Below are 26,192 nucleotides of genomic sequence, written 5' to 3' on the forward strand. Positions count from 1 at the left end.
GCGCTCCCACAAATGTGTGCACCCCAGATAACGGTGTGCTTCAGCGACGCCGTGATCCGCGCAAGCTGTCGATGGAGAAGCTGGCCATTTCGCCGCCGCCGGCCAGGCGGCGCGATTGGCCCGGCGGCGGGCCCCAGGCGTGCGCCGTGACCACTTCCCAGGTGGCGGGAATGCGGCCATCGACGCGCATGGTTTCGTAGGCAGCCAGCATGCGCTGGTAGTGCCGCTTGCCCAGCAGGTGACGTTCGCGTTCGCGGTCGGCGTTGGTGGCGCCGAGTCCCTGCAGTTCCTTCAGTAGCTGGCGCGGTTCGCTGTAAGTGAGCGTGTAACGGTCCACGTCGAGCACGGGGTCGCGCAGGCCGGCGCTGATCATGGCGTCGCCAAGATCGTGCATGTCCAGGAAGCGGCTCACGTGCGGCTGCTGGTCGGCGTCGGCCCAGGCGGCGCGCAGTTCTTTCAACGTATCCGGACCGAAGGTGGAGAACACCAGCAGGCCGCCCGGCTTGAGCACGCGCACGCATTCGCCGAACAGCGCCGGCAGATCATCGATCCACTGGAAACACAAATTGGAATGCAGCACATCCACGCTGTGGTCGGGCAGCGGCAGCGCGGTGGCTTCGGCACACACGCGCTGGAACGGTTTCAGCCAGCTGATGTTCTTCTTGGCGGCGCGCAGCATGGGCAACGCCAGATCCATCGCGATCAGCTGCGCCTTGGGATAACGCTTGCGCAGCAGGGCCGTGCCGCGGCCGGGGCCTGCGCCCACGTCGATGACGCGTTCCGGCGCTTCCAGATAGAAGCCCAGGCGATCGAGCAGCAGGGTCTGCACTTCGCGTTGCAAGGCATCGTGCTGTTCATAGGTGGTGGCCGCGCGGCTGAAATTGCGGCGCACCTGCCGGCGGTCGAAATGCGAGTCGGTCATCGAAAACTGTCCAGCAGCGGCGCCAGGGCGTTGGCGACGCCGCTTGCGTAACCAAAGAACGGCGCGTGGCCCGCGTGCGCGATTTCCACATAGCTGCCGTGTGCCTGCCCGGCCGACCATGCCATCGCCGGTGGCGGCACGATGCGATCGCGACGGCCGACGATCCATGCACTGGGCACGCTCAGCGTGGCGAGATCGGCGCGGCGGTCGGTGGTTTCCAGGATGCGGATGCCTTCCTGCAGCACGCGCAGGTTCGGTTCGCCGCGTTGGAAGATCAGGCTGCGCAGGTGGCGTACTTCGGCGATCGGATCGCGGCTGCCCATGGCTTCGAGCGCAATAAAGCGCTCCAGCGTGCCGTGATAGTCGGTTTCCAGATCGTCGGCCAGCTGGCGCACCAGCTTGGGATCGCTGCCGTGGGGCCAGCTGTCGTCGCGCGAGAATTTAGGGGTGCCGTCGATGACGCCCAGCGCACGCGCATGCTGCGGATGTTCCAGCGCGGCGGTCATTGCGATCAGTCCGCCCAGCGACCAGCCCACCCAGATCGCCGGAGGCGTCATGCGTGCAATCGCTTCGGCGACGAGCGAGGGCTCCAGCGGCAGCGTGCTGTCGCGCGAGCAACCGTGACCGGGTAGATCGACCACATGCAGGGTGCAGCGATCGGCGAGCGCTTCGCACAGCGGCTCCATCATGCCGCCATGCATGGCCCAGCCATGCAGGATCACGACGGGGATTTCGCCGTGGCCGTGGGTTTCGATATGTAGACTCACCCAAGCCTCTCGTCGTTGGCGAGCTGGGGCGCAGGCGCCAGGCTCTTGTCCACCGCGCCGCGCTCATCGAACACGAAGCATTCGCCGCGCCAGTGGGTGCCGTCGGTTTCTTCGAAGTACTTCAGGATGCCGCCTTCGAGTTGGAACACGTTGTCCATGCCGATGTCCTGCATGTGCAGCACCGCCTTCTCGCAACGGATGCCGCCGGTGCAGTAGGAGACCACGGTCTTGTTCTCGTAGCGCGCGCGGTCGGCCGCGATGGCATCGGGAAAGGCGGTGAAGCTGCCGATGCGATAGTCCACCGCGTTTTCGAACAGGCCGACATCGGTTTCGTAGTCGTTGCGCGTGTCGATCAGCACGACCTCGCGACCGTCGTCGTCATGGCCTTGTGCCAGCCAGCGCTCCAGCGTTGCCGGCGCCACCGATGGTGCGCGACCGCCTTCGGGGCGGATGGTCGGCATGCGCATGGTGATGATTTCCTTCTTCAGGCGCACGCGCATGCGGCCGAACGGCACGTCCCCGGAGATCGATTCCTTCGGCTCAAGCCCGGCGAAGCGCGGATCAGTGCGCAGCCAGTCCATGAACGCTTCGACGGGCTCGCGTGGACCGGCCAGGAACAGGTTGATGCCCTCGGGCGCAAGCAGGATCGTGCCCTTGAGCGCCAGCGTCTGGCAGCGTTCAAGGATGCGCTCGCGCAGCGCAGGGAGATCGTCCAGGCCGACGAAGCGATAAGCGGAAAGGTTGATGATGGACATGACGGGGAAGGGGTACGGCAAGACCGCCATTATACGGGGCCGGCCAGCCGGAGCCGGGAAAGCGCCTCCAGCAGGCGGTCCACGTCGGTTTCCTGGTGGGCGGCCGACAAGGTGATGCGCAGGCGGGCCTTGCCTTGCGGCACGGTCGGCGGGCGGATGGCGGTGACCAGGAAACCCGCTCGCTCAAGCGCTTCGGAGGCCGCCAGTGCGGCTTGTGCATCCCCCAGCAGCAGCGGCTGGATGGGCGTGGGCGAGGGCATCAGAGGCAGGCCGAGCTGCGCTGCGCCGGCACGGAAGCGGGCGATCAGCGCGTGGAGTTTCTCGCGCCGCCAGCCTTCTGTTTGCGCCAGCCGTATGGCGGCCAGCGTGGCGGCAGCGAGCGCAGGCGGCATGGCCGTGGTGTAGATGTAGGTACGCGCGGACTGCACCAATCCGTCGATCAGGGCAGCGGAGCCCGCGACGAACGCGCCGCTGCAACCCAGGGCCTTGCCCAGCGTGGCCATCAGCACGGGGACGTCGTTCTGTGAGAGGCCGGCAGCCGATACGCTGCCTTCGCCGTGCTCACCCAACACGCCCAGGCCATGCGCGTCGTCGACCATCAAGCTTGCGTCTTCGCGATGACAGAGTGCGGCCAGCTCGGCGAGCGGCGCGATATCGCCATCCATGCTGAATACGCCATCGGTGGCGAGCAGCGCCGCCGTTTCGGGTCGAGCGCGCAGCTGGCGTTCGGCGCCTGCCACGTCGGCATGCGGATAACGCTTCAACTCGCAGCCTGCGAGCTGGGCGCCATCGAGCAGGCAGGCATGGTTGAGCTTGTCCTGCACGCAGACGTCGTCGCGCGCCAGCAGTGCCTGCATCACGCCGAGATTGGCCATATAACCGGTGGAGAACAGCAACGCGCGTTCGCGCCCGGTCCATTCGGCGAGCGCTTCTTCCAGCGCAGCATGTGCGTTGCGATGGCCGCAGATCAGATGCGCGGAACCGCTGCCGACACCATCGCTGTCGGCAGCGCGCTTGAGTGCATCGATCAATGAGGGATGCTGCGCCAGGCCGAGATAGTCGTTGCTGCAGAACGAGAGCAGGCGACGGCCGTTGCGCTCCAGCCACATGCCGTCGGCGTGAGTCACCGTTTGCAGGCGGCGGCGCAGGCCGGCCTGTTCACGCTGTTGCGTCTGGGCGGCGAGGCGGGTGAGCAGGTCGTCACGCATCGCGATGCGTCTCCCTGTGGGAGCGCACCCTGTGCGCGACCGCGGCGCAGTGGTGTATCTCTGTCATCGGTGGTCGCGTCATGCAGCGTGCGCTCCGGGCCTGTCGCGCACAGGGTGCGCTCCCACAGGGGCTGATCAGGCCGCGCAATGCTCCACGATATCCGCGTGCACGGTGCCCGACGTCTCCACCACTTCCAATGCATGCAGGTTCAGACGCTGGAACAGCTGGCGGTCGTGTTCCACGTCCGGGTTGCCGGTGGTGAGCAGCTTTTCGCCGTAGAAAATCGAGTTAGCGCCGGCGAAGAAGCACAGCGCCTGCACGGCGTCGTCCATCTGCTGGCGGCCGGCGGAGAGGCGGACCATCGAGGCGGGCATCAGGATGCGGGCGACGGCAATGGTGCGCACGAAATCGAACGGGTCGATGGCTTCAGTGCCGCTGAGCGGCGTGCCTTCCACCTGTACCAGCTGGTTGATCGGCACCGATTCGGGATGTTCGGGCAGGTTGGCCAGGGTCTGCAGCAGGCCGGCGCGCTGGTCGCGCGTTTCGCCCATGCCCACGATGCCGCCGCAGCAGGTTTTCAGGCCGGCTTCGCGCACGTGTTCAAGCGTGTCCAGGCGATCCTGGTACTGGCGGGTGTGGATGATCTCGCCGTAGAACTCCGGCGCGGTGTCCAGGTTGTGGTTGTAGAAGTCCAGGCCCGCGCCTTTGAGGGTCTTGGCCTGTTCGCCATTGAGCATGCCCAGCGTGGCGCAGGTTTCCAGGCCCAGGCCTTTCACGGCGCGCACGATCTCGGCGACCTTCTGCACGTCGCGGTCCTTGGGGCTGCGCCAGGCGGCGCCCATGCAGAAGCGGCTGGCGCCGGCGCTCTTGGCGGCCTTGGCCTGTTCGAGCACCGCTTCCACGCTCATCAGTTTCTGCGCCTGCACACCGGTGTCATAGCGCGCCGCCTGCGGGCAATAGGCGCAATCTTCCGGGCAGCCACCGGTCTTGATGGAGAGCAGGGTGGACACCTGCACGGCGTTCGGATCGTGGTGTTCGCGATGCACACTGTGCGCGCGAAACAGCAGTTCGTTGAACGGCAGCGCGAACAGCGCAGCCACTTCGGCGCGCGTCCAGTCGTGACGGATGGGTTGGGCCATGGCGACAGCTCTGGGGTTGGGGATGAGGACAAGTGTGGCAGCGCGCGTTTTCTTGTCAACTTTCGATGAAAGGCGCGGGTTGACGATGCGCGGACGTATGGCTGCCGCTACCATCGAAGCATTCACTCCGCGGGAGTTGTTGGCATGAATGCACGACAGGTCGGCATTGGATCGGTGCCGGCGGCCATCTGCAGCTTGCTCATACCCGGGCTGGGGCAGCTACTGCAACGGCGCCCCTGGATTGCCCTCGTCATGATCGTGCTCGCCGCCGTGCTCTGGATCGTCAAAATGGGCTGGGTCATCCATCTTTGGGCGGGCCTCGACGCAGCCATTTACAAGCCACGAAACTAAGGATGGCCCATGCGCATGGACGCGCTACCGCTCGGGCGACCCCTGCTTGGGGCGCTGCAACGTTTTGTACTCCCCTATCGCTGCCTGCTGTGCGGCGCCGCGGGCGCCGACGGGCTGGATCTGTGCCGCCAGTGTGCCGCCGAGTTACCGCGCAACCAGGCGTGTTGCGCTCGCTGCGCGCTGCCCCTGCCCCAGGCGGCCGAACTATGCGGCCAATGCCAGCGCCGTCCGCCGCCGTGGGATTCGGCCTGGGTGCCATTTCGTTACGCATGGCCACTGGACCGTCTGGAATCGCGTTTCAAGTTCGGCGCCGACCTGGCCGCGGGTCGCGTGCTCTCGTCGCTATGGTTGCGGGAATGGCCACCGTCGAACATGCCGGCGTGGCTGCTGCCGGTGCCGCTGCATGCCGGCCGACTGCGCGAACGCGGCTACAACCAGGCGATCGAGCTGGGTAAGCCGCTGGCAAGCCGGCTTGGTCCCTCGCTCCACGTCGACGCCTTGATCCGCTCGCGGGCCACACCGGCGCAAACTGAACTTGGCGCACTGGCCCGTCGCCGCAACGTGCGCGGCGCCTTCAACGTACGACCGCATACGGCGTGGCCCGGGCACGTGGCGCTGTTTGACGACGTGATGACCACTGGCGCCACGCTGAGCGAATGTGCGCGCGTGCTGAAGCGGGCGGGAGTCCGACGCGTCGATGTCTGGGCGCTGGCGCGCGCGCCAGCGGCAAAGACCTAAGCGGTCTCGCAGGATTCGCCCATCCACTCCTGCAGCTTGCCGTGCCAGAGGCGGTACTTGCGGCGCTGGCGAGTCCCGTTGCCATGGCAGTGGTAGCGCGCCCATCCCGTGCTGCTCGCCTCGACCGTGCAGCCTGCGCTGAAACAGCTGCTGCCCAGTACGGGCGCGAGGCAGCGCAGCGCCCGGCGCAGGTCGTTCACCGATCCGCTGCCGAAATGAAACACGAAGATGGCCGAGCCGCGTTGCAGCGGAAATCGCTGCAGATCGAGAAAGTCGGGATTGCAGGTGAGCAGCACCCGTTCATGCGCCAGCGCATAGGCAGCATGGGCGGCGTCGGTCTGACCCAGCAGCCCGCAGTCGGCGGACGTCCAAACCTGGGCGCCTGCCGAACGCAGCAGTTCAACGCCACGCGGCGGAAACGATGCATCGACCAGAAACCGCGCGCGGCTTTCCACGTTGCCTTCTTCGGGCGCATTGCGATCCCTGGAACTTTCGAGTTCCCGCCACATGACGCTGCACGTCCCCGCTTGCTGCGTTCAAAAGCACGGCCGATCAGCCTGCGACTTGCACGCACCGGCGGTGCTGGCGCAGCGATCGGCGGGGTTGTCGCGCGCTGTCATCCCGCGTGGCAAGCCACTCGCAGCACGAACGCGCGCAATCGTGATTCCCCTCGTTCTTTTCTAACGCCCGCATCGTTACCAGAGCAATACGACCTTTAGGCCAGGGTCGGCGAACGACAACGTTGTCAGTGCGGACTGCCTGCCTCGATCGCGATGCGGATGGCATCGGCGCTGGTGGTCGCCCCGAGTCGCTTGAGCAGGCTGGCGCGGTGCATCTTCACGGTCTTCTCTTCGATGCCCAGCAAATCGCCGATCTGCTTGTTGCGCATGCCGCGCGACATGTGTTCCAGCACCTGCTTTTGCCGTGGCGTGAGTGCGCCCACCAGGGCTGAGGCATGGGCGATACGCTGGTTGTGCGCGCGATCGGGGGTGCCGGAGACGTCCATCTGCGAGCCGATGAAGTACTCGACGGCGCCGTCGGCGCCGATCAGAGGCGCCACCATCACGGCATTGCGGAACGCGGTGCCGTCCTTGCGGTAATTGGTGAGCACGGTCAACGAGGGTCGCCCGTTGGCGATGGCGTCGCGCAGCAAGGCCCGCTGATCGGGCTCGCTGCCGGCGCCCTGCAGGAAACGGCAGTTTCGGCCCAGGATTTCATCCTCCTGGTAGCCGGTGAGCTCGCAGAAGGCGGCATTGACGCAGACGATCGGGTTATCCGGCAGACGCGGGTTGGTGACCAGGGTCGCAAGGGGAGACAGGCCAATGGATGCGAACAAGGCGCCTTCAAACCCAGTTTGATGCATGTGCGATTTCCTCAGTCACCCGGTGCGCGTGTGACTGCGATTCGAACAGAACGGGTCGGCAATACCAAGCCCCGCAAGCGTGCTTGTCGATGTTTTTCAGACGACCTGCAAGACGCGGGCCGTCCGGTACCGAACCATCGAGGTATCCATGCTGGCTTATTCACGCGCCCCGTCGATCGGGCGCAGCATGAAGGTGTTGTGTCCCCTGGAGAGCGCCATGTTGAATTGGCCTGAATACCGCAAACAGCTGCTCGGCCGCATCGGCGAGATCGCCAAGCTGAGCCCCGACACCGTGGCCGGCTACCAGACCCTGTCCGCCGCCGGCAGCAAGACCGGTCACCTGGACGCCAGGACGCGCGAACTGATCTCGCTGGCGGTGGCGGTCACCACCCGCTGCGACGGCTGCATCACGGTGCACACCGCCGAGGCGCTGAAGCAGGGCGCCACCCCGGATGAAATTGCCGAAGCGCTGGGCGTGGCGGTGGCCATGAATGCCGGCGCGGCGCTGGTGTATTCAGCGCGCGTGCTCGATGCCGTCCACAGCTATCAGGCGGAACGATAGGGCACGGCTCGGTAAGAGTCGGCGACCACCCAGGCCCCGCACGCGATGGCGGCGGAAATCGCCAGCGCGGTCCAGCCGGTGCGGTCATGAGGCGTGGCGACCACCGTGGGCACCCACACCAGTAGGGTGATGATCCATAGCATCGCCGCCTCGAGCCTTGCCGCCAGCTGCGGCAATACGCCAAACAGCACCGCCAGGCAGGTGGCGATGCTGCAGGCGCCGGTGAAATACGCCCAGCCCAGGGGGTACGGCAACCAGGTCGGAATCAGCGCTACGGTCTGCTCGCTGTAAACAAAGTGAGACAGGCCGATCATCGGCAGCGATAGCGCAAACACCACGCGCGCCGCGCGCACGCCGCGTCGCCCGGTGAGATGGCGCAACCCGTCGCTGCGTTCGCCCAGATGGCCGGCAAACAACACCCACGCAGCCGCGAAGATCACCGCAATCTCGCCCAGGCCCAGCCAGGTGGCCTCCATCGAGGGCACCACGATCACGGCGGGCAATTTGAGCAATACCGTCCACACCAGCATGAAGACCACCAGCAAGACCGATGCGGGCTTTGCCCAGCTGCGCAGCAGCAGTCCGATGCCGGCCACCAGTTCGATCAGCGCAAACAGATAGGCGATCGGCCGCGCCCCCGGCATGTGCTCGATCGGCAGGTGCTGCCACACCAGGGCGACGTCGCCGTAGATGAAGCCCAGCGCGCCCAGCGACATCATGCAGAGGGCCAGCCACTGCTGGGACAGGTGTGTCTGCGCAGCGCTGTTGCCCCACGCGCCGCTGCCAGTCAGCACCGAGGTTGATGCCCGATACGAACGTTCCATGCCTTGCTCCTTCACCATGAACGGACAGAGGGAGGACAGCGCTTCGATGCGAGGGCGGCCCTGGGGCGGCCACGGGCTCCCAGGGGCTGCCCGCCGCGCCATTAAATCGGCAGATACGGCGTGGCGCAATGGAGTGCGATGATGCGCCGGCGAGCCCCGTTCTTTTGATCCCGCTTCAGAGGAAGCCAAGGCCATGTATCGCCCCCGCCCCATCGTGAACCTGCCTGCCGACACGGACGCCGACGGCATCAAGGTCTACACCATTGCCGCCGGCAGCGGCGCCGTGGATATCTCGCGCTACTTGCCGCGCATGGCGGCGATGAAGCGGGCGCGACCCATCGCATGGTCGACCACGCCGGCCTTTGCGATCTGCCACGAAGCGGCGCAAGCGCGTTATCTGGTGCTGGGGTGGTGGGGCAACGACAACGAGATGTTCATCGCGGTGGCGGCGGAAGATGCCACCGGCTGGGTCGAGGACATGTCGCGCTATTCGTTCTGCCTGTGGGACATGGAAGTGATGTGGCACGAGCGCAATGCGTTCGTCGACTGGATGTATGGCGCGGTGCCCAGCCTGGACGCCTATCGGGCTGACCGGCTGTGCAAGGTGTAGGCATGGACAAACTTGGCTGGGCCGCCAAGGGCGTGTTGCGGTTGGTGTTTGTCGTGCTGCTCAGCCTGTTGATGGCGGCCCTTGGTTACGCGGCGATACTTGGCTTGATCTTGTGCTTTCCGCCACACGCCATCCAGTGATCGCCTTCAGGCCGCGCTGCTGGCGGCCGCACGCTGCAACAGCAACTCCCGCTCGCGCAGGTTGCGTGTGAGCGAGGCGGCGCGCTCGAATTCTTCGCGCGCCTCGGCATGACGACCCAGCTTGCCGAGCAGGTCGCCGCGCACGCTGGGCAGCAGGTGATAGTGGCGTAGCAGGGGTTCGTCGCGCAGTGCGTCCACCAGGTTCAGGCCCACCTCGGGGCCGAATGCCTGCGCGTGAGCCACCGCGCGATTGAGTGCCACCACCGGCGAGGGCAGGCGGCGCGCGAGCGTGTCGTAGAGCGCGGCAATGCGCGACCAGTCGGTGGCGTCCACGGTGCGCGCCCGCGCATGACAGGCAGCAATCGCCGCCTGGAGTGTGTACGGACGTTCGCTGCCGCCCAGTGCTTCGGCGCGTTGCAGCGCGGCCAGGCCGCGTTGAATCAGCAGCTGATCCCAGCGCCCGCGGTTCTGCTCGCCCAGCAGGATGGGCTCGCCGTGCGGCCCTTGCCGCGCGGCGGTGCGCGACGCCTGGATTTCCATCAGCGCCACCAGGCCATGCACCTCGGCTTCGGCCGGGGCCAGGCCAGCGAGCACGCGGCCCAGGCGCATGGCTTCCTCGCAGAGCGCCGGACGCATCCAGTCGCTGCCCGAGGTGGCCGCGTAGCCTTCGTTGAAGATCAGGTAGACCACTTCCAGCACGGAGGCGAGGCGCGCCGCGAGCTCGTCGCCGCGCGGCACTTCGAACGGCACCTGGGCTTCGCTGAGCGAGCGTTTGGCGCGCACGATGCGCTGTGCCACCGTGGGCTCGGGCACCAGGAAGGCGCGCGCGATTTCGCTGGTGGTCAGGCCGCCGAGCAGGCGCAGGGTCAACGCCACGCGCGCCTCGGTGGACAGCACCGGATGGCATGCCGTGAATATCAGGCTGAGCAGATCATCACCGACCGGATTGTCGAGCATGGCATCCGGGTCTCCCACGGATTGTTCGAGCTGGTCTTCGATCTCGCGCGTCAGTTCCCCTTCCTTGCGACGATGCAGCGCGTGGCGCCGCATCTGGTCGATCGCGCGATGCTTGGCGGTAGTCATCAGCCAGGCGCCCGGATTGCGCGGCACCCCCGTCTGCGGCCACTGCTCCAGCGCCGTGACCAGCGCGTCCTGCGCCAGTTCCTCGGCCACGCCCACGTCGCGGACGATGCGGGCGAGGCCGGCGATCAGGCGTGGCGATTCCATGCGCCAGACCGCTTCGATGGTGCGATGGATATCAGTGGCCGTCATGGCCGCCGATCACAACACCACGCCGGTGGCGGCGCAAGTTCGCGCGCACCATGCCGCCGCCGGAATCAGGGTGGCGACATCACCATCCAGTGCACGCCGAAGCGATCGCGCAACATGCCGAAGCTGGAGGCAAAGAAGGTCTTGGACAGCGGCATGGACGCCTCGCCGCCGCCCTCCAGCAAGGCCTCGAACGAGCGCTTGGCCTCGCTATCGTCCTTGGCATTGATCACCAGCGAGAAGCCGCGAAAATCCGGCGTGCCACCACATTCGCCATCGGATGCATTGACCAGCGATTCGCCGATCCGCATCGAGGCATGCATGATTTTCTCGCCATGCGCAGGGCGTGGACCGGCGGCCTGGTCGCCCGGTTGTTCGGGGCTGTCCTTGAATCGCATCAGCGTTTGCACCTGCGCGCCGACGGCCTTGCCGTAGAAGGCGAGGGCTTCCTCGCAGCGGCCGTCGAAGAACAGATAGGGCTGGATCAGCATGGTGACATCTCCTGGCGGGTTCAGCGTGGATCGCCCATGCGGGCGCGCTGCTGTGCTTCCAATTCGCGCGCTTCGGGCGTGAAGGCATCGCCGAAATCCTCCGCTTCGAAGACGCGGCGGATCTCGATTTCCGAGGCGCCGTCATCGAACGGGTTGGGTGCGCGCTTCATCCACTCGATGGCCTCTTCCAGCGAGCTCAGCTGCAGTACCCAGAAACCGGCGATCAGCTCCTTGGTTTCCGTAAACGGGCCGTCGATGACAGTACGCTGGTCGCCCTCGTAGCGCACGCGTGCACCGCTCCTGCTGGGGTGCAGACCTTCGCCGGCCAGCATCACCCCGGCCTTGACCAGCTCCTCGTTGAAGCGGGTCATCTCGGTCAGCAGTTTTTCGCTCGGCATCTCGCCGGCTTCGGAGGCCCGGGTGGCCCTGACCATGGCTACGAATCGCATGTGCTTGCTCCTGTGAGTGTGGCTCTTATGCACACGACGAAGGAGCCCCGGTGGAATCGACAGGGTAGGCGAAGAAACCTGTGGGAGCGCACCCTGTGCGCGACAACCCGGCGGCGCGGCGATTGGCGATGCCGCGTCGGGCACAGGGTGCCCTCCCACAGGTGATGACGAGAGGGGTGTTGCTTAGCGGAACGCCAGCGCCAGCACGATGCCGATCCAGACCGCCATGCCCAGCCAGTTGTTGTTGCGGAAGGCCCACAGGCAGGCGGCGCGGTCGTGGCTGCGGATGCGCCACATCTGCCAGCCGAACAGGCCAGCGGCCACCAGCAGGCCCATCCAGTAGGGCCAGCCCAGCATCGCGCGCTGGCCCACCAGCAGCATCGCCAGCAGGAAGGTGGCCATCAGAATGCCCAGGATCGGCAGATCCGCGTCGCCAAACAGGATGGCGGTGGATTTGGCGCCGGCCTTGATGTCCTCGTCGCGGTCCACCATGGCGTATTGGGTGTCGTACACCACCGACCAGATGATGTTGGCGATGAACAGCAGCCAGCCCACCGGCGGCACGGTATTCATCACGGCCGCGAACGCCATCGGGATCGCCCAGCCGAACGCCGCACCCAGCACGACTTGCGGCAGGTGTGTGTAGCGCTTGGTGAACGGGTAGATCGCCGCCAGACCGGCGCCCGCGAAGGACAGCCAGATGGTGAGCTTGTTGGTGAACAGCACCAGCACGAAGGAGAACACCAACAGGCTGGCGAAGATGATCAGGGCCTCGCGCGGCGTCACACGTCCGGCCGCGATAGGTCGCCCTGCCGTACGTTCCACCTGGGGATCAAGCTTGCGGTCGGCGAAATCGTTGATGGCGCAGCCGGCCGCACGCATCGAGAACACACCCAGCGTGAAGATCACCAGCAGCTTCAGCGGCGGGAAATCCGAGGCCGCCAGCCACAGCGCCCACCAGGTCGGCCACAGCAACAGCAGCGCGCCGATCGGGCGATCCATGCGGGTCAGCACCAGATAGTCGCGCGCCTTGCTGCGATAGGGCGCCGGCAAACGCTGCAGCAGCCAGTCGAGCACGCGCGTGGCGCGGGAGGAGCTATCCGCGGGCTGCGTCGAGCGCGCCGGTCTAGAGCCCGCGCCAGGGCGCGGACGCGGTGTACTCGTAGTCGGCAGGTTGCGCCGCTGGCGCTTGCGGGAAGTAGGAGCCATCCATGAAGTGTAGCGTGGCCCACCGCCGTGGGTAGCGTGACGCAGCGCCGGTTTGCGGGGCGCACCTTGTCGCAACACGGTCATAAAGCGGCCTAAACTTTCCACTTTCCCGACTGGAGATGAGCCCGTGCCCAAAGCCCTGAGCCACGTCGCCCTGATCGTTGCCCATCCCACGCGCACGGCCGAGCTGTTGACCGGCGTGTTCGAGGATGCGCGCATTTTGCGCGAGGAAGATCCGGCCGATAGCCATCCGGAAGTCATCGTGGCGCTGGCGGGGCTGGAATTTGCCCTGATCCGCGGCAGCGGTCCCGCGTCACGCAACGGCGACCACATCGCGTTCGCCGTGACCAAGCAGGAGCAGCTCGATTGCGCGCGGCGCATGGACGAGCTGGCGCTGGATTATCAGATGGCCCGCGAGGACACGGCGCTGTATTTCAGTGATTACGACAACCATGTGTTTGAGTTGGAGGTGGTCGAGTCGTGACGGAGAGCGTCGCGCACAGGGTGCGCTCCCACAGGAGGATCCAGCCCCCTGTGGGGTCCCTGTGGGAGCGCACCCTGTGCGCGACTGACGTGCCTCATTCCCTCAACAACAACCGATACGCCGGATTCTCGCTCTCGTCGCGATACGGATAGCCGAGTGTGTCCAGAAACGCCTGAAACAGGATCCGTTCATCCGGCGGCACCTGAATTCCGACCAGGATGCGCCCGTAATCCGCCCCCTGATTGCGGTAATGGAACAGGCTGATATTCCAGTCCGGATGCATATGCCCCAGAAAGCGCGTCAGCGCGCCCGGGCGTTCGGGAAACTCGAAACGGAACAGCTGCTCGTCGCGCGCCAGCGGTGAGCTGCCACCTATCATGTGGCGCAGGTGCAGCTTGGCCAGTTCATCGTCGGTGAGATCGAGCACGCCGAAATCGTGGGCACGGAAAGCCTCGATCAACGTCTCGCGCTCATCGCGATGCGCAGTCTGTATGCCGACGAAGATATGCGCCTGGCTGGCATTGCCGATGCGGTAGTTGAATTCCGTGATGCTGCGCTGATCCAGTGCCTCGCAGAAACGGCGGAAGCTGCCGCGTTCCTCGGGTATGGTCACCGCGAACACCGCTTCCCGCTGCTCGCCCACTTCCGCGCGCTCGGCCACAAAGCGCAGCCGGTCGAAATTGAGGTTGGCGCCTGAGACGACGGCCACCATCGGGTGTTCCGAAGCGCCATGCGTGGCGACGTATTGCTTGAGCCCGGCCAGCGCGAGTGCGCCGGCAGGCTCGGGCACGCTGCGGGTGTCCTGGAAGACATCGCGGATGGCCGCGCAGATCGCGTCCGTATCCACCCGCAGCATGGCGTCCACATGGCGCTGGCACAGCGCAAAGGTGAGATCGCCCACACGCTTCACGGCCGTGCCATCCGCAAACAGGCCGACTTCCGACAGCGATACCGGTGCGCCTGCCTCCAGTGATTGGACCATCGCATCGGAGTCGCAGGTCTGAACGCCGATCACTTTCACATCCGGACGCAGCGCCTTCACATAAGCGGCGATACCAGCGAGCAAACCGCCACCGCCGACGGGCACGAAGATGGCGTGCAGTGGCCCGGGATGCTGGCGCAGGATTTCCATGCCCACGGTGGCCTGCCCGGCGATCACCGCGGGATCGTCGAACGGATGGACGAAGGTGTAGCCGTGTTCGTGCTGCAGTCGTGCCGCCGCGGCTTGCGCATCGCTATAGGAGTCGCCGGTCAGCACGATATCGACCTGGTCGCCGCCAAAGCGACGCACGGCGTCGACCTTGACCTGGGGTGCCGTCACTGGCATCACGATCACTGCGTGTATGCCAAGCCGCGCCGCCGCCAACGCCACGCCTTGGGCATGGTTGCCCGCCGAGGCGGCGATCACGCCACGGGCTCGTTGCGCCGCGTCCAGCTGACACATGCGGTTATAGGCGCCGCGCAGCTTGAACGAGAAAACCGGCTGCTGGTCTTCGCGCTTGAGCAAGACACGCTGCCCCAATCGCGTGGATAGGAGCGTCGCCGGCTCAAGCGATGTCTCGCGCGCCACATCGTAGACGCGCGCGCCCACTGTCTGGCGCAGTAGTTCGTGCTCGCTCAGCGGATCCGCGTCCAGCGTGGCAGCAAGTGCATTCATGGCGTGGCGAGCGGGTGGCTTACCTCGATCACGTCCACCAGCTTGCGCGTCTGCTTGATGATCTGTTCGACGGTGGCGTCGGCGCCATGCAGCACCAGGGTGAGTTGTGAGACGGCCGGATCTTCGGTGGCGGCGACGGTAAGCGTGTCGATATTGCAATGACGCGCGGCGAACAGCCCGGCCACGCGCATCAGGGCGCCGGATTCGTTTTGCAACAGGATGGATAGCGTATGTCTCATGCGGGCTCCGTGTTGCCGATGCTCAGAACATGTCCGAGGTGGCATCGCCGTCCGACGCCGGTGCCACCCGCGACGGAATGAAATCGCCGGTGATCATCTGCGCGTACGTCGCCCCCGGACCCACCATCGGATACACGCCGGCATCCGGGTCAATCATCACTTCCAGAAATGCAGGGCCATCGAAGGCAAGGAAGTCGGCGATGGTCTCCGCCAGTTCCGCCTTGTCCTCCAGGCGCTTCGCCCACTCGAACCCATCAGCCTGCGCCGCCTTGATGAAGTCCTTCTTGTGCAGGCTCTTGTCCGACGATGCAAAGCGGCCACGGAAAAACAGCTTCTGCCACTGGCGCACCATGCCGTCGCCGATGTTGTTGAGCACGACGACCTTGACCGGCAGGCCATAGGTGGTGACGGTTTCCAGCTCGCCCAGATTCATGCGGATGCTGGCGTCGCCGTCGATATCGATCACCACCGCGTCGCGCCGCGCGAACTGCGCACCAATGGCGGCGGGCAGGCCGAATCCCATGGTGCCCATGGAACCGGACGTGAGCCAATGGCGCGGCTCGCGAAAATCAAAGTACTGCGCGGCCCACATCTGGTGCTGGCCCACGCCGGTGCTGATCACGGCGCGGCCTTGGGTGTGTTCGTTGATGGCCTGGATCACCGCCTGCGGCTGGATCAACGCGCTCTCGCGGTCGTAGTTCAGCGCATGCGTGTGCTTGAGCGCAGCAATATGGGAGTGCCAGTCCGCATAGCGCCCATCGTTTGCGAAATGCAGGCCGTGACGGATGCCGTATTGCTGCAGGCGCGATAGCGTCGCGTCGAGGTCGCCATGATGATGCCAGTCCACCGACTTCACCTTGCCGATCTCGGCGGGGTCGATGTCGATCTGTGCGATGAAGCGTGCGTGCGGGGCAAAGCGCTCCGGCACGCTGGCCACGCGATCGTCGAAACGAGCGCCAAGCGCGAGCAGGAAATCGCAGTCCTCGACGGCGTAATTGGCGTAGGCCGTACCGTGCATGCCCAACATATGCAAGGCGAGCGGTTCAGTGGTGTCGATCGCACCGATGCCCATCAAGGTGGTGGTCACCGGCAGGCCAAACTGCTTCACGAAAGCGCGCAGCGTGGCGGAGGACTCCGCCGAGATGATGCCGCCACCCGCATAGATCAGCGGACGCTTCGCCCTTGCCAGCGCGTTGAAGAAAATCTCGCACTGCGCGTCATCCACGCGTGCGCTCTGGATGGCGTGCTGGCGGGCGCGATAGCCGGGAATAGGCAGCGTGCCTTCACCGGCGAAGGTGAGCGGACTGTTCTGCACATCCTTGGGGATATCGACAACGACAGGGCCCGGACGTCCACTGCGCGCGATCTCAAAGGCCGTACGCAAGGTGACTTCAAGCCGCGAGGGATCGGTGAGCAGGAACACGTGCTTGGCGCACGGACTCATGATGTTGCTGACCGGTGCCTCCTGGAAGGCATCGCTGCCGAGCGCGCCGGTGGGCACCTGGCCGCAGATCACCACCATCGGCACGGAATCGGACATCGCATCGCGCACCGGCGTGACCATATTGGTGGCGCCCGGGCCGGAGGTGACGATGGCCACGCCCACCTTGCCCGAGGCGCGCGCATAGCCGGCCGCCATGAAGCCGGCGCCTTGCTCGTTGGCAGGCACGATCAAGGGCATCGGCTCGCCGCCCATCGGCGACAGATGCGTGGCATTGAATCGGAAGACCGCGTCGTACACCGGCAGGATCGCGCCACCCGAATAACCGAACAGCACGTCGACGCCTTCGTCCGCCAATACCTGCACGACGACTTCTGCACCGCTCATGGTCTGGCCGGCGAGCGCATGCGTCGAAGCGGGCATGTCGCGACTTTCAAGAGCACGTTGCAGTGGCACGTTCACGATGGTCGGGTTCCCCAGATTCGCCGATGCTTCGGCGGATCGAGTTGGTTGGAAAAGTGCCCTCCCCCAAATCATCGGGGGAGGGCCAGGAAGGGTCTTGCATGCTTGCGGGATAAGCGCCCCTCTCAAGTCGAACAACAACCAGCATGCCGCTGCGGCATCAGCCGCAGCGGCCAAATATCAACCTACTTTCTTGAGCGGCTCAGCCGAGGGCTTGGGCGCATTCGCCTGCAGCCACGGCATGCGAGCACGCAGCTTGGCGCCGACCTGTTCCACCGGATGCTCCAGGTCCGCCTGCTTGAACTTCTTGTAGTTCGGCAGGCCGGCCTGGTATTCGGCGATCCAGTTGCGCGCGAAGGTGCCGTCCTGGATATCGGTGAGCACGTCCTTCATGCGCGCCTTGGTGCCGGCATCGATCACGCGCGGGCCGCTCACGTAGTCGCCGTACTGCGCGGTTTCGGAGACGAACTCCAGCATGCGTGAAATGCCGCCCTCGTAGAACAGATCCACGATCAGCTTCAGTTCGTGCAGCACTTCGTAATAGGCGATTTCCGGCTGGTAACCGGCTTCGACCAGCGTTTCAAAACCAGCCTGTACCAGGGAGCTGGCACCGCCGCAAAGCACCGCCTGTTCGCCGAACAGATCGGTCTCGGTCTCTTCCTTGAAGTCCGTCTTGATCAGCAGCGCGCGACCACCGCCGATGCCATCGGCATACGCCTTGGCGCGGGCTTCCGCCTGGCCGCTGACGTCCTGGTGCACGGCCCAGATGCTGGGCACGCCGCGACCGATTTCATACTCGCGACGCACCAGCGCGCCCGGGCCCTTGGGCGCCACCAGGATCACGTCGATGTCGGCGCGCGGATCGATCTGCTTGAAGTGCACGTTGAAACCGTGCGCAAACAGTAACGCTGCGCCCGGCTTGATGTTCGGCTCGATGTGCTCGCGATATAGCTGCGGCTGCACCATGTCCGGCGTGAGCACGGCGACCAGGTCGGCGTCCTTCACGGCATCGCCCGGCTCAGCCACGGTGAAACCTTCGGCGCGGGCTTTCTCCCACGAGGGGCCACCCTTGCGCAGGCCAACCACCACGTCGAGACCGGAGTCGCGCAGGTTGAGTGCGTGGGCGCGGCCCTGGCTGCCAAAGCCCAGGACGGCGATGCGGGCCTTGGCCAGCGTGTCGTTGTTGTTGCTCATGCGGTGACTCCTGCGTTCGTGTCTTCGTTGACGTGTCGGGAAACAGAGGCGGATGGACTGCGTGATGCGATGGGTTGCGTGGTGGCTCCTTCAGACGCGGAGCCCACCAGGGCGACGTACTTGGCCATGGCGCCGCGCGTGACCTTGGGCGCAGGCGGTTGCCAGCTGGCGCGACGGGAGGCGAGATCGGCGGTGGTGCTGATCTGGCGCGTTTCGGCGTCGATGCGGATGCGATCGCCTTCGTGCAGCAGCGCAATCGGGCCGCCGCGCGCCGCTTCCGGTGCGATATGGCCGACCATGTAGCCGTGGGTGGCGCCGGAGAAGCGACCATCGGTGATCAAGGCCACGTCGTCGCCCAGGCCGCGGCCGATCAGCGCCGCCGTCACGCCCAGCATCTCGCGCATGCCTGGGCCACCCGCCGGGCCTTCATTGCGGATCACGATGACGTCGCCCTTCTCGATGCTGCCGCCCTGAACGGCGGCAAACGCCTGCTCTTCGCTTTCGAACACGCGGGCGCGTCCCTCGAAGTGGTTGGCGCCCTTGCCGGCGAGTTTGAGGATGCAACCGTCCGGCGCGAGATTGCCGTAGAGGATGGAATAGCCGCCGCGCGGCTTCAGCGGCTTTGACACCGGATGCACCACGTCCTGCGTTTCAGCTCGCGGTGCCGCAGCGACTTCATCGAACAGGCTGCGACCGGTGACGGTGGGTGCGTCGATCAGCATGCCCGCGGCAATCAGTTCTTCCGCCACGCGTGCGCTGCCGCCGGCCCCGAACATCTCGACCGCGGTGTAGCGGCCGCCAGGCAACAGATCTGCGATCACCGGGGTGTGTTTCGATGCAGGCTCGAAATCCTCCAGCGTCCACGGCGTACCCGCTTCACGTGCGATGGCGAGCAGGTGCAGCACAGCGTTGGTGGAACCGGCCGTGGCTGCGACCATGCGCGCGGCATTGCGGAACGCGGTTTCGGTGAGCAGTTCGCGTGGCGTGCGGTTTTCTTTTAGGCACTCCATCACCAGCTCGCCGCAGCGGCGTGCGGCCACTGCCTTCGCTGGATGTGTGGCGGGGATGTCATTGAAGCCCAGCGGCGACAAGCCCAGCGTGGAGAGCACCATCGCCATCGTGTTGGCAGTGAACTGCCCGCCGCATGCACCGGCGCCGGGGCAGGCATCGCGCTCCACTGAAGTCAGTTCGGCATCGCTGATCTTGCCCGCGCCGTGCGCACCGACTGCTTCGAACACCTGCTGGATGGTGATCGGATGGTTGTCGTGGGTGCCGTGCGCAATCGTGCCGCCGTACATCGCGACGGCCGGGATATTGAGTCGCGCCATCGCCATCGCAGCGGCAGGAATGGTCTTGTCGCAACCGCACAGCACCACCATCGCGTCAAGGCAGTGGCCATCGACGGCCAGCTCGATGGAGTCGGTGATCACCTCTCGGCTGATCAGCGAGGCGCGCATGCCGGGCGTGCCCATGGCGATGCCGTCGGTCACGGCGATGGTGTTGAATTCCACCGGCGTGCCGCCCGCAGCGCGAATGCCGTCGGCGACATGTTCGGCCAGTTCGCGCAGATTGAGGTTGCACGGGCTCACGTTGGACCAGGTGTGCACGACGGCCACCAGCGGCCTGGCAATCGCTTCGTCGTCCAGGCCGGTGGCGCGGAGCATGGCGCGCGCGGGGGCACGGTCGGGGCCGGTCTTGATCAGATCACTGCGCATGCGTGTTCCTTGAGAGATGCTCGAATGACTCAGCCACAGGCGCGGCCCCAGCGAAGAAAAGCTGCCGCGTTGCAGGCGTGTTCGTCGATGGCGGCCAACACCGCTTCCAATACCTGCTGCGTGCCGGCGTCGCCGCCGATGTCGCGGGTATGCGGACCGTGCTCCAGCACTTCGGCCACGGCCGCTTCCACCGTAGTCGCTTCTTCTTCCAGCCCCAGCGAATGGCGCAGCAGCATCGCGGTGGAAAGAATGGCGCCAATCGGATTGGCCACGCCCTGGCCGGCGATATCCGGCGCGGAGCCGTGGATGGGCTCATACAGTCCACCCTTGCCTTCGCCCAGCGACGCCGAAGGCAGCAGGCCCAGCGAGCCGGCCAGCGCGGCGGCTTCATCGGTGAGGATGTCGCCGAACAGGTTCTCGGTGACCACCACGTCGTACTTGCCAGGCTGGGTCAGCAACAGCATGGCCATCGAATCGACCAGCTGGTGTTCCAGCTTCACATCGGGAAATTCACCGGCGATGCGCTGCACGGTGCTGCGCCACAAGCGCGAGGTTTCCAGCACGTTGGCCTTGTCCACCGAGGTGACGTGCTTGCGGCGTTCCCGTGCCAGCTGGAATGCGCGACGCGTCACGCGCTCGACTTCAGCCACGGTGTACTTGCATTCGTCGATGGCGGTGTCGATGGTGCGTGTCTTGGCACCGAAGTACGCGCCGCCGGTGAGTTCGCGTACGAACAGCACGTCGACGTTTTTCAGCTTTTCGTTCTTCAGCGGCGACAGCTCGGCCAGCGCGGGATGCACCTGCAGCGGTCGCAGGTTGGCGTAGACGCCCAGCGCGGCACGCAGCGCCAGCAGACCCTGCTCGGGACGCACCGGTGCACTCGGGTCGGACCACTTCGGGCCACCGACCGCACCGAGCAACACCGCGTCGGCGGCCTTGCAGGCTTCCAGGGAGGCCTTGGGCAATGGCTCGCCGGTGGCATCGATGGCGCAACCGCCAATCTGGTGTTCTTCAAAATGGAAGTGATGGTCGTAGTGCGCTGCCACGGCATCGAGCACGGCCACGGCCGCTGCAGTGACCTCGGGGCCGACGCCGTCGCCGGGCAGGGTGACGATGTGCGCTCTCATGCAGCTTTCTCCGTGCGTTGTTCGTAGGCGGTGATGGCGTCGCTGTGTTGCTGCAGGTACCCAAGCTGGTCCACGCCGTTGAGCAGGCAGTGGCGGGCAAATGCTTCGAGCTGAAAATGGATATGGCCGCCGTCGGGCAGGGCGATCACTTGTTCCTTCACGTCGATGGACAGCTCGATGCCCGGGTGTTCCAGCAGCCAGCGGTGTTCGGCTTCGTCCAGCACGATGGCAAGCAGGCCGTTCTTCAGCGCGTTGTTGCGGAAGATGTCGGCGATCTCGCTGCACAGCACCGCCTGGATGCCGTAGTCGAGCAGCGCCCACGGCGCGTGTTCGCGCGAGGAGCCGCAACCGAAATTGCGGCCGGCGATGAGGATCGAGCAGCCTTTCGCCTGTGGCTGATTGAGCGGGAAGGCCGGGTTGTCGCTGCCGTCGGCCTGATAGCGCCAGTCGTTGAAGCACAGCTTGCCCAGGCCGGCGCGCTCGGTGGTGGTGAGGAAGCGCGCGGGGATGATGCGGTCGGTGTCGATGTTCTCGTCCGGCAGCACGGCGGTGCGGGAGTGGAGGCGGGTGATCGGGCGCATTAAAAAACCTCCGAAGGACAAAGTCCCTTCTCCCCTCCGGGGAGAAGGTGCCCCGAAGGGGCGGATGAGGGGCGGGTGCTCGCGGGAACGCACATCGAAGCGCGCTCTGATGTTTGACCGAGGCAAGAGTGACCCCTCACCTCAGTCCTCTCCCCGGAGGGGAGAGGAAGAAAAGCTCGCCCCTTCATGCGGCCACCTCCGTCGCATACTCACGCGGATCGGCAATGCGCCCCGCGACGGCCGATGCTGCCGCCGTGGCCGGACTCGCCAGAACCGTGCGCGCGCCCTTGCCCTGGCGACCTTCAAAGTTGCGGTTTGAGGTGCTCACCACCAACTGTCCCGGCTGCGCGAAGTCGCCATTCATGGCGATGCACATCGAGCAACCGGGCTCACGCCACTCGGCACCTGCAGCGGTGAATACGTGATGCAAGCCTTCGTTCTCCGCGTCGCGGCGCACCGCTTCGGAACCCGGCACCACCAGCATGCGCACACCATCGGCGACGCGACGACCGCGCAGTACGTGAGCGGCCTCGCGCAGATCCGAAAGGCGCGAGTTCGTACAGCTACCGACGAAGACCACGTCGACCGGCGTGCCCTGCATCGGCTTGCCGGCCTCGGCCTTCATGTAATCCAGCGCGCGCTTTTCCTGAGCATTGCGTGCCGCGGGAACCGGCTTGTCCATCGCGATGGCCATGCCCGGATGCGTGCCATAGGTGACGGTGGGACGCACCTTGCTCGCGTCGATGCGCACTTCGCGGTCGTACTCGGCGCCATCGTCCGTGCGCAGCGACTTCCAGCGTGCGACGGCTTCGTCCCAGGCGGCGCCCTGCGGCGAACGGGGACGGCCCTTCAGCCAGGCGAATGTCGTTTCGTCGGGCGCGATCATGCCTGCACGTGCGCCCGCTTCGATCGACATATTGCACACCGTCATGCGCTCTTCCATCGACAGCTGCTCGATGGCGTCGCCGCGATATTCGATGACGTAGCCAGTGCCACCGTCCACGCCGATCTCGCCGATGATGTGCAGGATCAGGTCCTTCGCACCTACGCCCGCGGACAGATGACCGTCCACATGGATGGCCAGCGTTTTCGCCTTGCGCTGAAGCAGGCACTGCGTGGCCATCACGTGACCGACTTCCGTGGTGCCGATGCCGAATGCCAGCGCACCGAACGCACCGTGGGTGGAGGTGTGGCTGTCGCCGCAGACGATGGTCATGCCGGGTTGGGTCGCACCCAGTTCCGGGCCGAACACATGCACGATGCCGCGATCGCTGCTGTTCCAGCCGTGTAGTTCAACGCCGAATTCGCGGCAATTGGTTTCCAGCTGCGACACCTGCGCCTTGGCTTCGGCGTTCGCGTAGGGACGCTCGCCGTCGGCGCCGGCGGGCAGGGTGGGCGTGGAGTGATCGAGCGTTGCCAGCATGCGATCGGGGCGACGCAGCTTCAGACCGCGCTCGCGCAGTTCGCTGAAGGCCTGCGGCGAGGTGACTTCATGCACCAGGTGCAGATCGACGTAGAGGATTGCGGGGGTGTCGGCGCTTTCAGCGGCGACGACATGGGCGTCCCACACTTTTTCAAACAATGTCTTTGCCATTACGCAGCCTCCTGCGCTGCTTCGATCTGGACGGGCGTGAGCCAGCCCCACTGGTCAGCTGTGGTGCCATCAAACAAGCCAAAGAACGCCTTCTGCAGTGCGCGTGTGACGTCGCCCGGACGTCCTGCACCCACCGGCTTGCGATCGACCGAACGCACTGGCGTGATTTCCGCCGCGGTGCCGGTCATGAAGATCTCGTCGGCGGTGTATAGCGCTTCGCGCGGCAGGTCGCGTTCTTCCACCACGATGCCCAGTTCGCCGGCCAGCGTGATCACCGACTCGCGGGTGATGCCGGCGAGGATGCCCGCGCTGGTCGGTGGCGTGAGCAGTTTGTTGTTCTTCACCAGGAACAGGTTTTCGCCCGCGCCTTCGCTCAGCAGGCCGTTATGACCCAGCGCGATGCCTTCGGCGTAGCCGCCGCGACGCGCCTCGAGCGCGATCAGCTGGCTGCTGAGGTAATTGCCGCCGGCCTTGGCCCAGCTGGGAAAGGTGTTCGGTGCGGGGCGCTGCCAGGAGGACACGCACACGTCGGCACCGTGCTCCAGTGCTTCGCCGAGATACGCGCCCCATTCCAGCGCCATGATCGCCACGTCCACCGGCGAATCGGTCTTCGGCAGCACGCCCAGGCCGCCTGCGCCGCGGAACACGATGGGGCGCACATAGGCCGACTTCATGCGATTGGCGCGGATCACTTCATGGCAGGCCGCGTTGATCTCGTCTTCGCTGTAGCCGATCTCGATCTCGTAGATGCGCGCCGATTCGAACAGGCGGCGCGTGTGATCGGCGAGGCGGAAATAGGCCGGGCCCTGCGGCGTCGCATATACGCGCTCGCCTTCGAATACCGAGGAGCCGTAGTGCAGCGCGTGGGTGCTGACGTGGACCGTAGCCTCGGTCCAGGGTTTGATCTGGCCGTTGTGCCAGAGGAAGGGCGTCGTCATTTGGTGCTCCTCGGTTTCACAGGCTCGCGACCGCAGCCCGTGGCGACACGGGTTGTTGTCGTTCGATGCGGTTGACGATGGCGAGCGCGGCATGTGCGGTCGCTTCGATGATGTCGGTGCTTACGCCGGAGCCACGCCAGTCGCGCTCGGCGTGGCGCGCAGTGAGTTGGGCCTGGCCTTGCGCGTCGCCGCCCTCGCTCACGGCGCGCACCTGGAACTGGGTGACGTCGAGCGAGGTGCCGGTAGCGCGCTCGATGGCACGCAGCACGGCATCGACCGGGCCGTCGCCGATCGCCGCTTCACCCACTTCATGGCCGCTGTCATGGGTGAGCTTCACCGAGGCCGACGCGCTGCCGCCCAGATGAGAGTTGGTGTTGAGCTGCACGATGCGCCAGGGGCCGGTGGCTTCCGGATCCATGCCCAGCGCGATCGCTTCCAGGTCCTGGTCGTGCACTTCGCGCTTCTTGTCGGCCAGCGCCTTGAAGCGCGCGAAGATGCTGTCCATTGCGGCCTCTTCCACCTCGTGGCCCAGGCTCTGCAGACGCTGGCGCAGCGCATGGCGGCCCGAGTGCTTGCCCAGCACCAGTCGCGTCTCGCCCATGCCCACGTCTTGCGGACGCATGATTTCGTACGTGCCGCGATGCTTGAGCATGCCGTGCTGATGGATGCCGGACTCGTGCGCGAACGCGTTGTCGCCGACCACGGCCTTGTTGCGCGCGACGGCTTGGCCGGTCAGCTGGGTCAGCAGGCGCGAGGTGGGATAGAGCTTGCGCGCGTCGATGCCGGTATCCACGCCGAAGTAGGCAGCGCGCACACGCAACGCCATCACCACTTCTTCCATCGAGGCGTTACCGGCGCGCTCGCCGATGCCGTTGATGGTGCATTCGACCTGGCGCGCACCGGCGGCAACACCGGCGAGACTGTTGGCGACCGCCATGCCCAGGTCGTCGTGGCAGTGAGTGGAGAAGATCACCTGGTCCGCCCCGCGCACGTGCTGGCGCAGGTAGGTGATGCGCTCGGCCATTTCGATGGGCGTGGTGTAGCCGACGGTATCGGGCACGTTCACCGTGGTGGCGCCGGCGGCGATGGCCGCGCTGAACACCTCGACCAGGTACTCCGGTTCGGTGCGCATGGCGTCTTCGGCGGAGAACTCCACCTCGTGGCACAGCTTTTTGGCCCGCTCGATGGCGGCGCAGGCCGTGTCGATCACCTGCTGCTTGCTCATGTTGAGCTTGTGCTCGCGATGCAGCGGGCTGGTGGACAGGAACAGGTGGATGCGTCCGTGGCGCGCCACTTCCAGCGCGCGGCCGCAGGCGTCGATGTCGTTGTCGTGGCAGCGTGCCAGGCCGCATACGGTAGGGCCGCGCAGCACCCGGGCGATCTCCGCGACCGAGGCGAAATCGTCCGGCGAGGCGCTGGGGAAGCCGGCCTCGATGATGTCCACACCCAGCGCCTCGAGCGCATGCGCCATGCGGAGTTTGGCCCGGCGATCCATCGAAAAGCCGGGTGCCTGCTCGCCATCGCGCAGGGTCGTATCGAAAATGCGCAGGCGTTCGGCGGCTACGTCGCCCACGTCGCTGTTCTCGCTGTTGCCGCTCTGGGGCGGGGTGTTATCGGGGTTCATCGCTGGCTCCATGGGCACACGCCTTGGGCAACAAAAAACCCCGCATCCGTTACCGGGTGCGGGGTTCTTTGGTCGTATTCAGGTGGTCTTTCTAGTTACCTGGACACACGCCCTCAGCCCGCACCTCCGTTGGTAATAAGGAGTACGAGTACAAGGGCAAGAAGGAGGTTGGTGCGAAGTCGCAGCAGGCCGGCGACCGTCGGGGGACGGATCGGTTCGGCAATGCGGTCATGGCTGTTGCGCTGCGACATGCAGACGAACCTAATGGCCCGTCCGACGGGTTGTCAACAGTTTCTTTTGAAAATGTTTAAATCGCGTGTCGAGTTAGGCATTCGGAC

At 65.7% G+C, this 26,192-nt stretch carries 28 protein-coding genes; 6 read left to right on the forward strand and 22 right to left on the reverse strand.

Annotated elements, in window-relative coordinates; translation table 11 throughout:
- Positions 1 to 40 precede the first annotated feature (40 nt).
- From bioC to bioB, 5 genes are all read right to left on the reverse strand, one after another.
- A complete protein-coding gene (bioC, locus tag AC1DE1_RS00130; protein WP_441602719.1) occupies positions 41 to 922 on the reverse strand; it encodes a malonyl-ACP O-methyltransferase BioC in 882 nt (293 codons plus the stop codon).
- The gene (gene bioH, locus AC1DE1_RS00135; RefSeq protein ID WP_441602720.1) at positions 919 to 1,689 is read right to left on the reverse strand and encodes a pimeloyl-ACP methyl ester esterase BioH; all 771 of its coding nucleotides are present in this window, start codon (positions 1,687 to 1,689) and stop codon (positions 919 to 921) included. Before bioH ends, bioC begins: the two co-directional genes overlap by 4 nt.
- On the reverse strand, positions 1,686 to 2,444 hold the full coding sequence (locus AC1DE1_RS00140) for a sulfurtransferase (protein ID WP_441602721.1): 759 nt from the start codon (positions 2,442 to 2,444) through the stop codon (positions 1,686 to 1,688). Before AC1DE1_RS00140 ends, bioH begins: the two co-directional genes overlap by 4 nt.
- 29 nt (positions 2,445 to 2,473) lie before the next feature.
- Positions 2,474 to 3,652, reverse strand: a complete 1,179-nt coding sequence (gene bioF / locus AC1DE1_RS00145; RefSeq protein ID WP_441602722.1) for an 8-amino-7-oxononanoate synthase — start codon at positions 3,650 to 3,652, stop codon at positions 2,474 to 2,476.
- A gap of 135 nt (positions 3,653 to 3,787) precedes the next feature.
- A complete protein-coding gene (bioB, locus tag AC1DE1_RS00150; RefSeq protein WP_441602723.1) occupies positions 3,788 to 4,792 on the reverse strand; it encodes a biotin synthase BioB in 1,005 nt (334 codons plus the stop codon).
- 144 nt (positions 4,793 to 4,936) lie between these two features.
- Between bioB and AC1DE1_RS00155 the strand changes: the two genes are divergently transcribed.
- Positions 4,937 to 5,143 carry a hypothetical protein gene (locus AC1DE1_RS00155; RefSeq protein WP_441602724.1) on the forward strand — a complete coding sequence of 69 codons (207 nt, stop codon included), beginning with the start codon at positions 4,937 to 4,939 and terminating at the stop codon, positions 5,141 to 5,143.
- A 15-nt stretch (positions 5,144 to 5,158) separates the two neighbouring features.
- Complete coding sequence (locus AC1DE1_RS00160) at positions 5,159 to 5,881, forward strand: ComF family protein (RefSeq protein WP_441602916.1); 723 nt, start codon at positions 5,159 to 5,161, stop codon at positions 5,879 to 5,881.
- On the opposite strand, the gene AC1DE1_RS00165 is transcribed toward AC1DE1_RS00160, so the two are convergent.
- Both AC1DE1_RS00165 and AC1DE1_RS00170 read right to left on the reverse strand, forming a co-directional pair.
- The gene (locus tag AC1DE1_RS00165; protein WP_441602725.1) at positions 5,878 to 6,390 is read right to left on the reverse strand and encodes a DUF5615 family PIN-like protein; all 513 of its coding nucleotides are present in this window, start codon (positions 6,388 to 6,390) and stop codon (positions 5,878 to 5,880) included. The genes AC1DE1_RS00160 and AC1DE1_RS00165 overlap by 4 nt on opposite strands.
- Positions 6,391 to 6,626: 236 nt before the next feature.
- Complete coding sequence (locus tag AC1DE1_RS00170) at positions 6,627 to 7,244, reverse strand: PAS domain-containing protein (protein ID WP_441602726.1); 618 nt, start codon at positions 7,242 to 7,244, stop codon at positions 6,627 to 6,629.
- A 217-nt stretch (positions 7,245 to 7,461) separates the two neighbouring features.
- Here AC1DE1_RS00170 and AC1DE1_RS00175 point away from each other — a divergent pair, with 217 nt between their 5' ends.
- The gene (locus AC1DE1_RS00175; RefSeq protein WP_441602727.1) at positions 7,462 to 7,806 is read left to right on the forward strand and encodes a carboxymuconolactone decarboxylase family protein; all 345 of its coding nucleotides are present in this window, start codon (positions 7,462 to 7,464) and stop codon (positions 7,804 to 7,806) included.
- Here AC1DE1_RS00175 and AC1DE1_RS00180 read toward each other — a convergent pair.
- Complete coding sequence (locus AC1DE1_RS00180; RefSeq protein ID WP_441602728.1) at positions 7,791 to 8,630, reverse strand: DoxX family membrane protein; 840 nt, start codon at positions 8,628 to 8,630, stop codon at positions 7,791 to 7,793. The genes AC1DE1_RS00175 and AC1DE1_RS00180 overlap by 16 nt on opposite strands.
- Positions 8,631 to 8,823: 193 nt before the next feature.
- On the opposite strand from AC1DE1_RS00180, the gene AC1DE1_RS00185 reads away from it, so the two are divergent.
- A complete protein-coding gene (locus tag AC1DE1_RS00185) occupies positions 8,824 to 9,240 on the forward strand; it encodes a hypothetical protein (RefSeq protein WP_441602729.1) in 417 nt (138 codons plus the stop codon).
- A 2-nt stretch (positions 9,241 to 9,242) separates the two neighbouring features.
- Entirely contained in the window at positions 9,243 to 9,380 is a 138-nt protein-coding gene (locus tag AC1DE1_RS00190; protein WP_441602730.1) for a hypothetical protein, read from the forward strand.
- A gap of 6 nt (positions 9,381 to 9,386) precedes the next feature.
- Here the strand turns inward: AC1DE1_RS00190 and AC1DE1_RS00195 are convergent, their stop codons facing one another.
- The 4 genes from AC1DE1_RS00195 to ubiA all read right to left on the reverse strand — a co-directional run bounded on the left by AC1DE1_RS00195 (position 9,387) and on the right by ubiA (position 12,798).
- Entirely contained in the window at positions 9,387 to 10,652 is a 1,266-nt protein-coding gene (locus AC1DE1_RS00195) for an RNA polymerase sigma factor (protein ID WP_477178825.1), read from the reverse strand.
- 65 nt (positions 10,653 to 10,717) lie between these two features.
- Positions 10,718 to 11,140 carry a VOC family protein gene (locus tag AC1DE1_RS00200; protein ID WP_441602732.1) on the reverse strand — a complete coding sequence of 141 codons (423 nt, stop codon included), beginning with the start codon at positions 11,138 to 11,140 and terminating at the stop codon, positions 10,718 to 10,720.
- 20 nt (positions 11,141 to 11,160) lie between these two features.
- Complete coding sequence (locus AC1DE1_RS00205; RefSeq protein WP_441602733.1) at positions 11,161 to 11,589, reverse strand: YciI family protein; 429 nt, start codon at positions 11,587 to 11,589, stop codon at positions 11,161 to 11,163.
- A 183-nt stretch (positions 11,590 to 11,772) separates the two neighbouring features.
- Positions 11,773 to 12,798: a 4-hydroxybenzoate octaprenyltransferase gene (gene ubiA, locus AC1DE1_RS00210; RefSeq protein ID WP_477178826.1), complete on the reverse strand. Its 1,026-nt coding sequence runs from the start codon at positions 12,796 to 12,798 to the stop codon at positions 11,773 to 11,775.
- A gap of 127 nt (positions 12,799 to 12,925) precedes the next feature.
- On the opposite strand from ubiA, the gene AC1DE1_RS00215 reads away from it, so the two are divergent.
- On the forward strand, positions 12,926 to 13,282 hold the full coding sequence (locus tag AC1DE1_RS00215) for a VOC family protein (RefSeq protein ID WP_441602735.1): 357 nt from the start codon (positions 12,926 to 12,928) through the stop codon (positions 13,280 to 13,282).
- A gap of 94 nt (positions 13,283 to 13,376) precedes the next feature.
- On the opposite strand, the gene ilvA is transcribed toward AC1DE1_RS00215, so the two are convergent.
- From ilvA to AC1DE1_RS00265, 10 genes are all read right to left on the reverse strand, one after another.
- Positions 13,377 to 14,939, reverse strand: coding sequence for a threonine ammonia-lyase, biosynthetic (ilvA, locus tag AC1DE1_RS00220; RefSeq protein ID WP_441602736.1), 1,563 nt, complete (start codon positions 14,937 to 14,939; stop codon positions 13,377 to 13,379).
- On the reverse strand, positions 14,936 to 15,178 hold the full coding sequence (gene ilvN / locus AC1DE1_RS00225; protein ID WP_121883570.1) for an acetolactate synthase small subunit: 243 nt from the start codon (positions 15,176 to 15,178) through the stop codon (positions 14,936 to 14,938). Before ilvN ends, ilvA begins: the two co-directional genes overlap by 4 nt.
- 22 nt (positions 15,179 to 15,200) lie before the next feature.
- Complete coding sequence (gene ilvB / locus AC1DE1_RS00230; RefSeq protein ID WP_441602737.1) at positions 15,201 to 17,042, reverse strand: biosynthetic-type acetolactate synthase large subunit; 1,842 nt, start codon at positions 17,040 to 17,042, stop codon at positions 15,201 to 15,203.
- A 219-nt stretch (positions 17,043 to 17,261) separates the two neighbouring features.
- A complete protein-coding gene (gene ilvC / locus AC1DE1_RS00235; protein WP_441602738.1) occupies positions 17,262 to 18,275 on the reverse strand; it encodes a ketol-acid reductoisomerase in 1,014 nt (337 codons plus the stop codon).
- Positions 18,272 to 19,990, reverse strand: a complete 1,719-nt coding sequence (gene ilvD, locus AC1DE1_RS00240) for a dihydroxy-acid dehydratase (protein WP_441602739.1) — start codon at positions 19,988 to 19,990, stop codon at positions 18,272 to 18,274. Before ilvD ends, ilvC begins: the two co-directional genes overlap by 4 nt.
- 29 nt (positions 19,991 to 20,019) lie before the next feature.
- Complete coding sequence (gene leuB / locus AC1DE1_RS00245; RefSeq protein ID WP_441602740.1) at positions 20,020 to 21,117, reverse strand: 3-isopropylmalate dehydrogenase; 1,098 nt, start codon at positions 21,115 to 21,117, stop codon at positions 20,020 to 20,022.
- Positions 21,114 to 21,698 (reverse strand): 3-isopropylmalate dehydratase small subunit, encoded by a 585-nt coding sequence (gene leuD, locus AC1DE1_RS00250; protein WP_441602741.1) that lies wholly within the window; start codon positions 21,696 to 21,698, stop codon positions 21,114 to 21,116. Before leuD ends, leuB begins: the two co-directional genes overlap by 4 nt.
- A 184-nt stretch (positions 21,699 to 21,882) precedes the next feature.
- Positions 21,883 to 23,292 carry a 3-isopropylmalate dehydratase large subunit gene (gene leuC, locus AC1DE1_RS00255; RefSeq protein ID WP_441602742.1) on the reverse strand — a complete coding sequence of 470 codons (1,410 nt, stop codon included), beginning with the start codon at positions 23,290 to 23,292 and terminating at the stop codon, positions 21,883 to 21,885.
- Positions 23,292 to 24,230, reverse strand: coding sequence for a branched-chain amino acid transaminase (locus AC1DE1_RS00260; protein WP_441602743.1), 939 nt, complete (start codon positions 24,228 to 24,230; stop codon positions 23,292 to 23,294). Before AC1DE1_RS00260 ends, leuC begins: the two co-directional genes overlap by 1 nt.
- Positions 24,231 to 24,246: 16 nt before the next feature.
- Positions 24,247 to 25,854: a 2-isopropylmalate synthase gene (locus AC1DE1_RS00265; RefSeq protein WP_441602744.1), complete on the reverse strand. Its 1,608-nt coding sequence runs from the start codon at positions 25,852 to 25,854 to the stop codon at positions 24,247 to 24,249.
- Between the last annotated feature and the right edge of the window lie 338 nt (positions 25,855 to 26,192).

It is taken from the genome of Dyella sp. 05T440, assembly GCF_056395965.1.

What these genes read in the sequence shown, in the direction of transcription:
- bioC (WP_441602719.1), bottom strand. Translation starts at nt 922, where the DNA reads ATGACCGACTCGCATTTCGACCGCCGGCAGGTGCGCCGCAATTTCAGC.
- AC1DE1_RS00140 (WP_441602721.1), bottom strand. Translation starts at nt 2,444, where the DNA reads ATGTCCATCATCAACCTTTCCGCTTATCGCTTCGTCGGCCTGGACGAT.
- bioF (WP_441602722.1), bottom strand. Translation starts at nt 3,652, where the DNA reads ATGCGTGACGACCTGCTCACCCGCCTCGCCGCCCAGACGCAACAGCGT.
- bioB (WP_441602723.1), bottom strand. Translation starts at nt 4,792, where the DNA reads ATGGCCCAACCCATCCGTCACGACTGGACGCGCGCCGAAGTGGCTGCG.
- AC1DE1_RS00155 (WP_441602724.1), top strand. Translation starts at nt 4,937, where the DNA reads ATGAATGCACGACAGGTCGGCATTGGATCGGTGCCGGCGGCCATCTGC.
- AC1DE1_RS00160 (WP_441602916.1), top strand. Translation starts at nt 5,159, where the DNA reads ATGGACGCGCTACCGCTCGGGCGACCCCTGCTTGGGGCGCTGCAACGT.
- AC1DE1_RS00165 (WP_441602725.1), bottom strand. Translation starts at nt 6,390, where the DNA reads ATGTGGCGGGAACTCGAAAGTTCCAGGGATCGCAATGCGCCCGAAGAA.
- AC1DE1_RS00170 (WP_441602726.1), bottom strand. Translation starts at nt 7,244, where the DNA reads ATGCATCAAACTGGGTTTGAAGGCGCCTTGTTCGCATCCATTGGCCTG.
- AC1DE1_RS00175 (WP_441602727.1), top strand. Translation starts at nt 7,462, where the DNA reads ATGTTGAATTGGCCTGAATACCGCAAACAGCTGCTCGGCCGCATCGGC.
- AC1DE1_RS00180 (WP_441602728.1), bottom strand. Translation starts at nt 8,630, where the DNA reads ATGGAACGTTCGTATCGGGCATCAACCTCGGTGCTGACTGGCAGCGGC.
- AC1DE1_RS00185 (WP_441602729.1), top strand. Translation starts at nt 8,824, where the DNA reads ATGTATCGCCCCCGCCCCATCGTGAACCTGCCTGCCGACACGGACGCC.
- AC1DE1_RS00190 (WP_441602730.1), top strand. Translation starts at nt 9,243, where the DNA reads ATGGACAAACTTGGCTGGGCCGCCAAGGGCGTGTTGCGGTTGGTGTTT.
- AC1DE1_RS00195 (WP_477178825.1), bottom strand. Translation starts at nt 10,652, where the DNA reads ATGACGGCCACTGATATCCATCGCACCATCGAAGCGGTCTGGCGCATG.
- AC1DE1_RS00200 (WP_441602732.1), bottom strand. Translation starts at nt 11,140, where the DNA reads ATGCTGATCCAGCCCTATCTGTTCTTCGACGGCCGCTGCGAGGAAGCC.
- AC1DE1_RS00205 (WP_441602733.1), bottom strand. Translation starts at nt 11,589, where the DNA reads ATGCGATTCGTAGCCATGGTCAGGGCCACCCGGGCCTCCGAAGCCGGC.
- ubiA (WP_477178826.1), bottom strand. Translation starts at nt 12,798, where the DNA reads ATGGCTCCTACTTCCCGCAAGCGCCAGCGGCGCAACCTGCCGACTACG.
- ilvA (WP_441602736.1), bottom strand. Translation starts at nt 14,939, where the DNA reads ATGAATGCACTTGCTGCCACGCTGGACGCGGATCCGCTGAGCGAGCAC.
- ilvN (WP_121883570.1), bottom strand. Translation starts at nt 15,178, where the DNA reads ATGAGACATACGCTATCCATCCTGTTGCAAAACGAATCCGGCGCCCTG.
- ilvB (WP_441602737.1), bottom strand. Translation starts at nt 17,042, where the DNA reads ATGCCCGCTTCGACGCATGCGCTCGCCGGCCAGACCATGAGCGGTGCA.
- ilvC (WP_441602738.1), bottom strand. Translation starts at nt 18,275, where the DNA reads ATGAGCAACAACAACGACACGCTGGCCAAGGCCCGCATCGCCGTCCTG.
- ilvD (WP_441602739.1), bottom strand. Translation starts at nt 19,990, where the DNA reads ATGCGCAGTGATCTGATCAAGACCGGCCCCGACCGTGCCCCCGCGCGC.
- leuB (WP_441602740.1), bottom strand. Translation starts at nt 21,117, where the DNA reads ATGAGAGCGCACATCGTCACCCTGCCCGGCGACGGCGTCGGCCCCGAG.
- leuD (WP_441602741.1), bottom strand. Translation starts at nt 21,698, where the DNA reads ATGCGCCCGATCACCCGCCTCCACTCCCGCACCGCCGTGCTGCCGGAC.
- leuC (WP_441602742.1), bottom strand. Translation starts at nt 23,292, where the DNA reads ATGGCAAAGACATTGTTTGAAAAAGTGTGGGACGCCCATGTCGTCGCC.
- AC1DE1_RS00260 (WP_441602743.1), bottom strand. Translation starts at nt 24,230, where the DNA reads ATGACGACGCCCTTCCTCTGGCACAACGGCCAGATCAAACCCTGGACC.
- AC1DE1_RS00265 (WP_441602744.1), bottom strand. Translation starts at nt 25,854, where the DNA reads ATGAACCCCGATAACACCCCGCCCCAGAGCGGCAACAGCGAGAACAGC.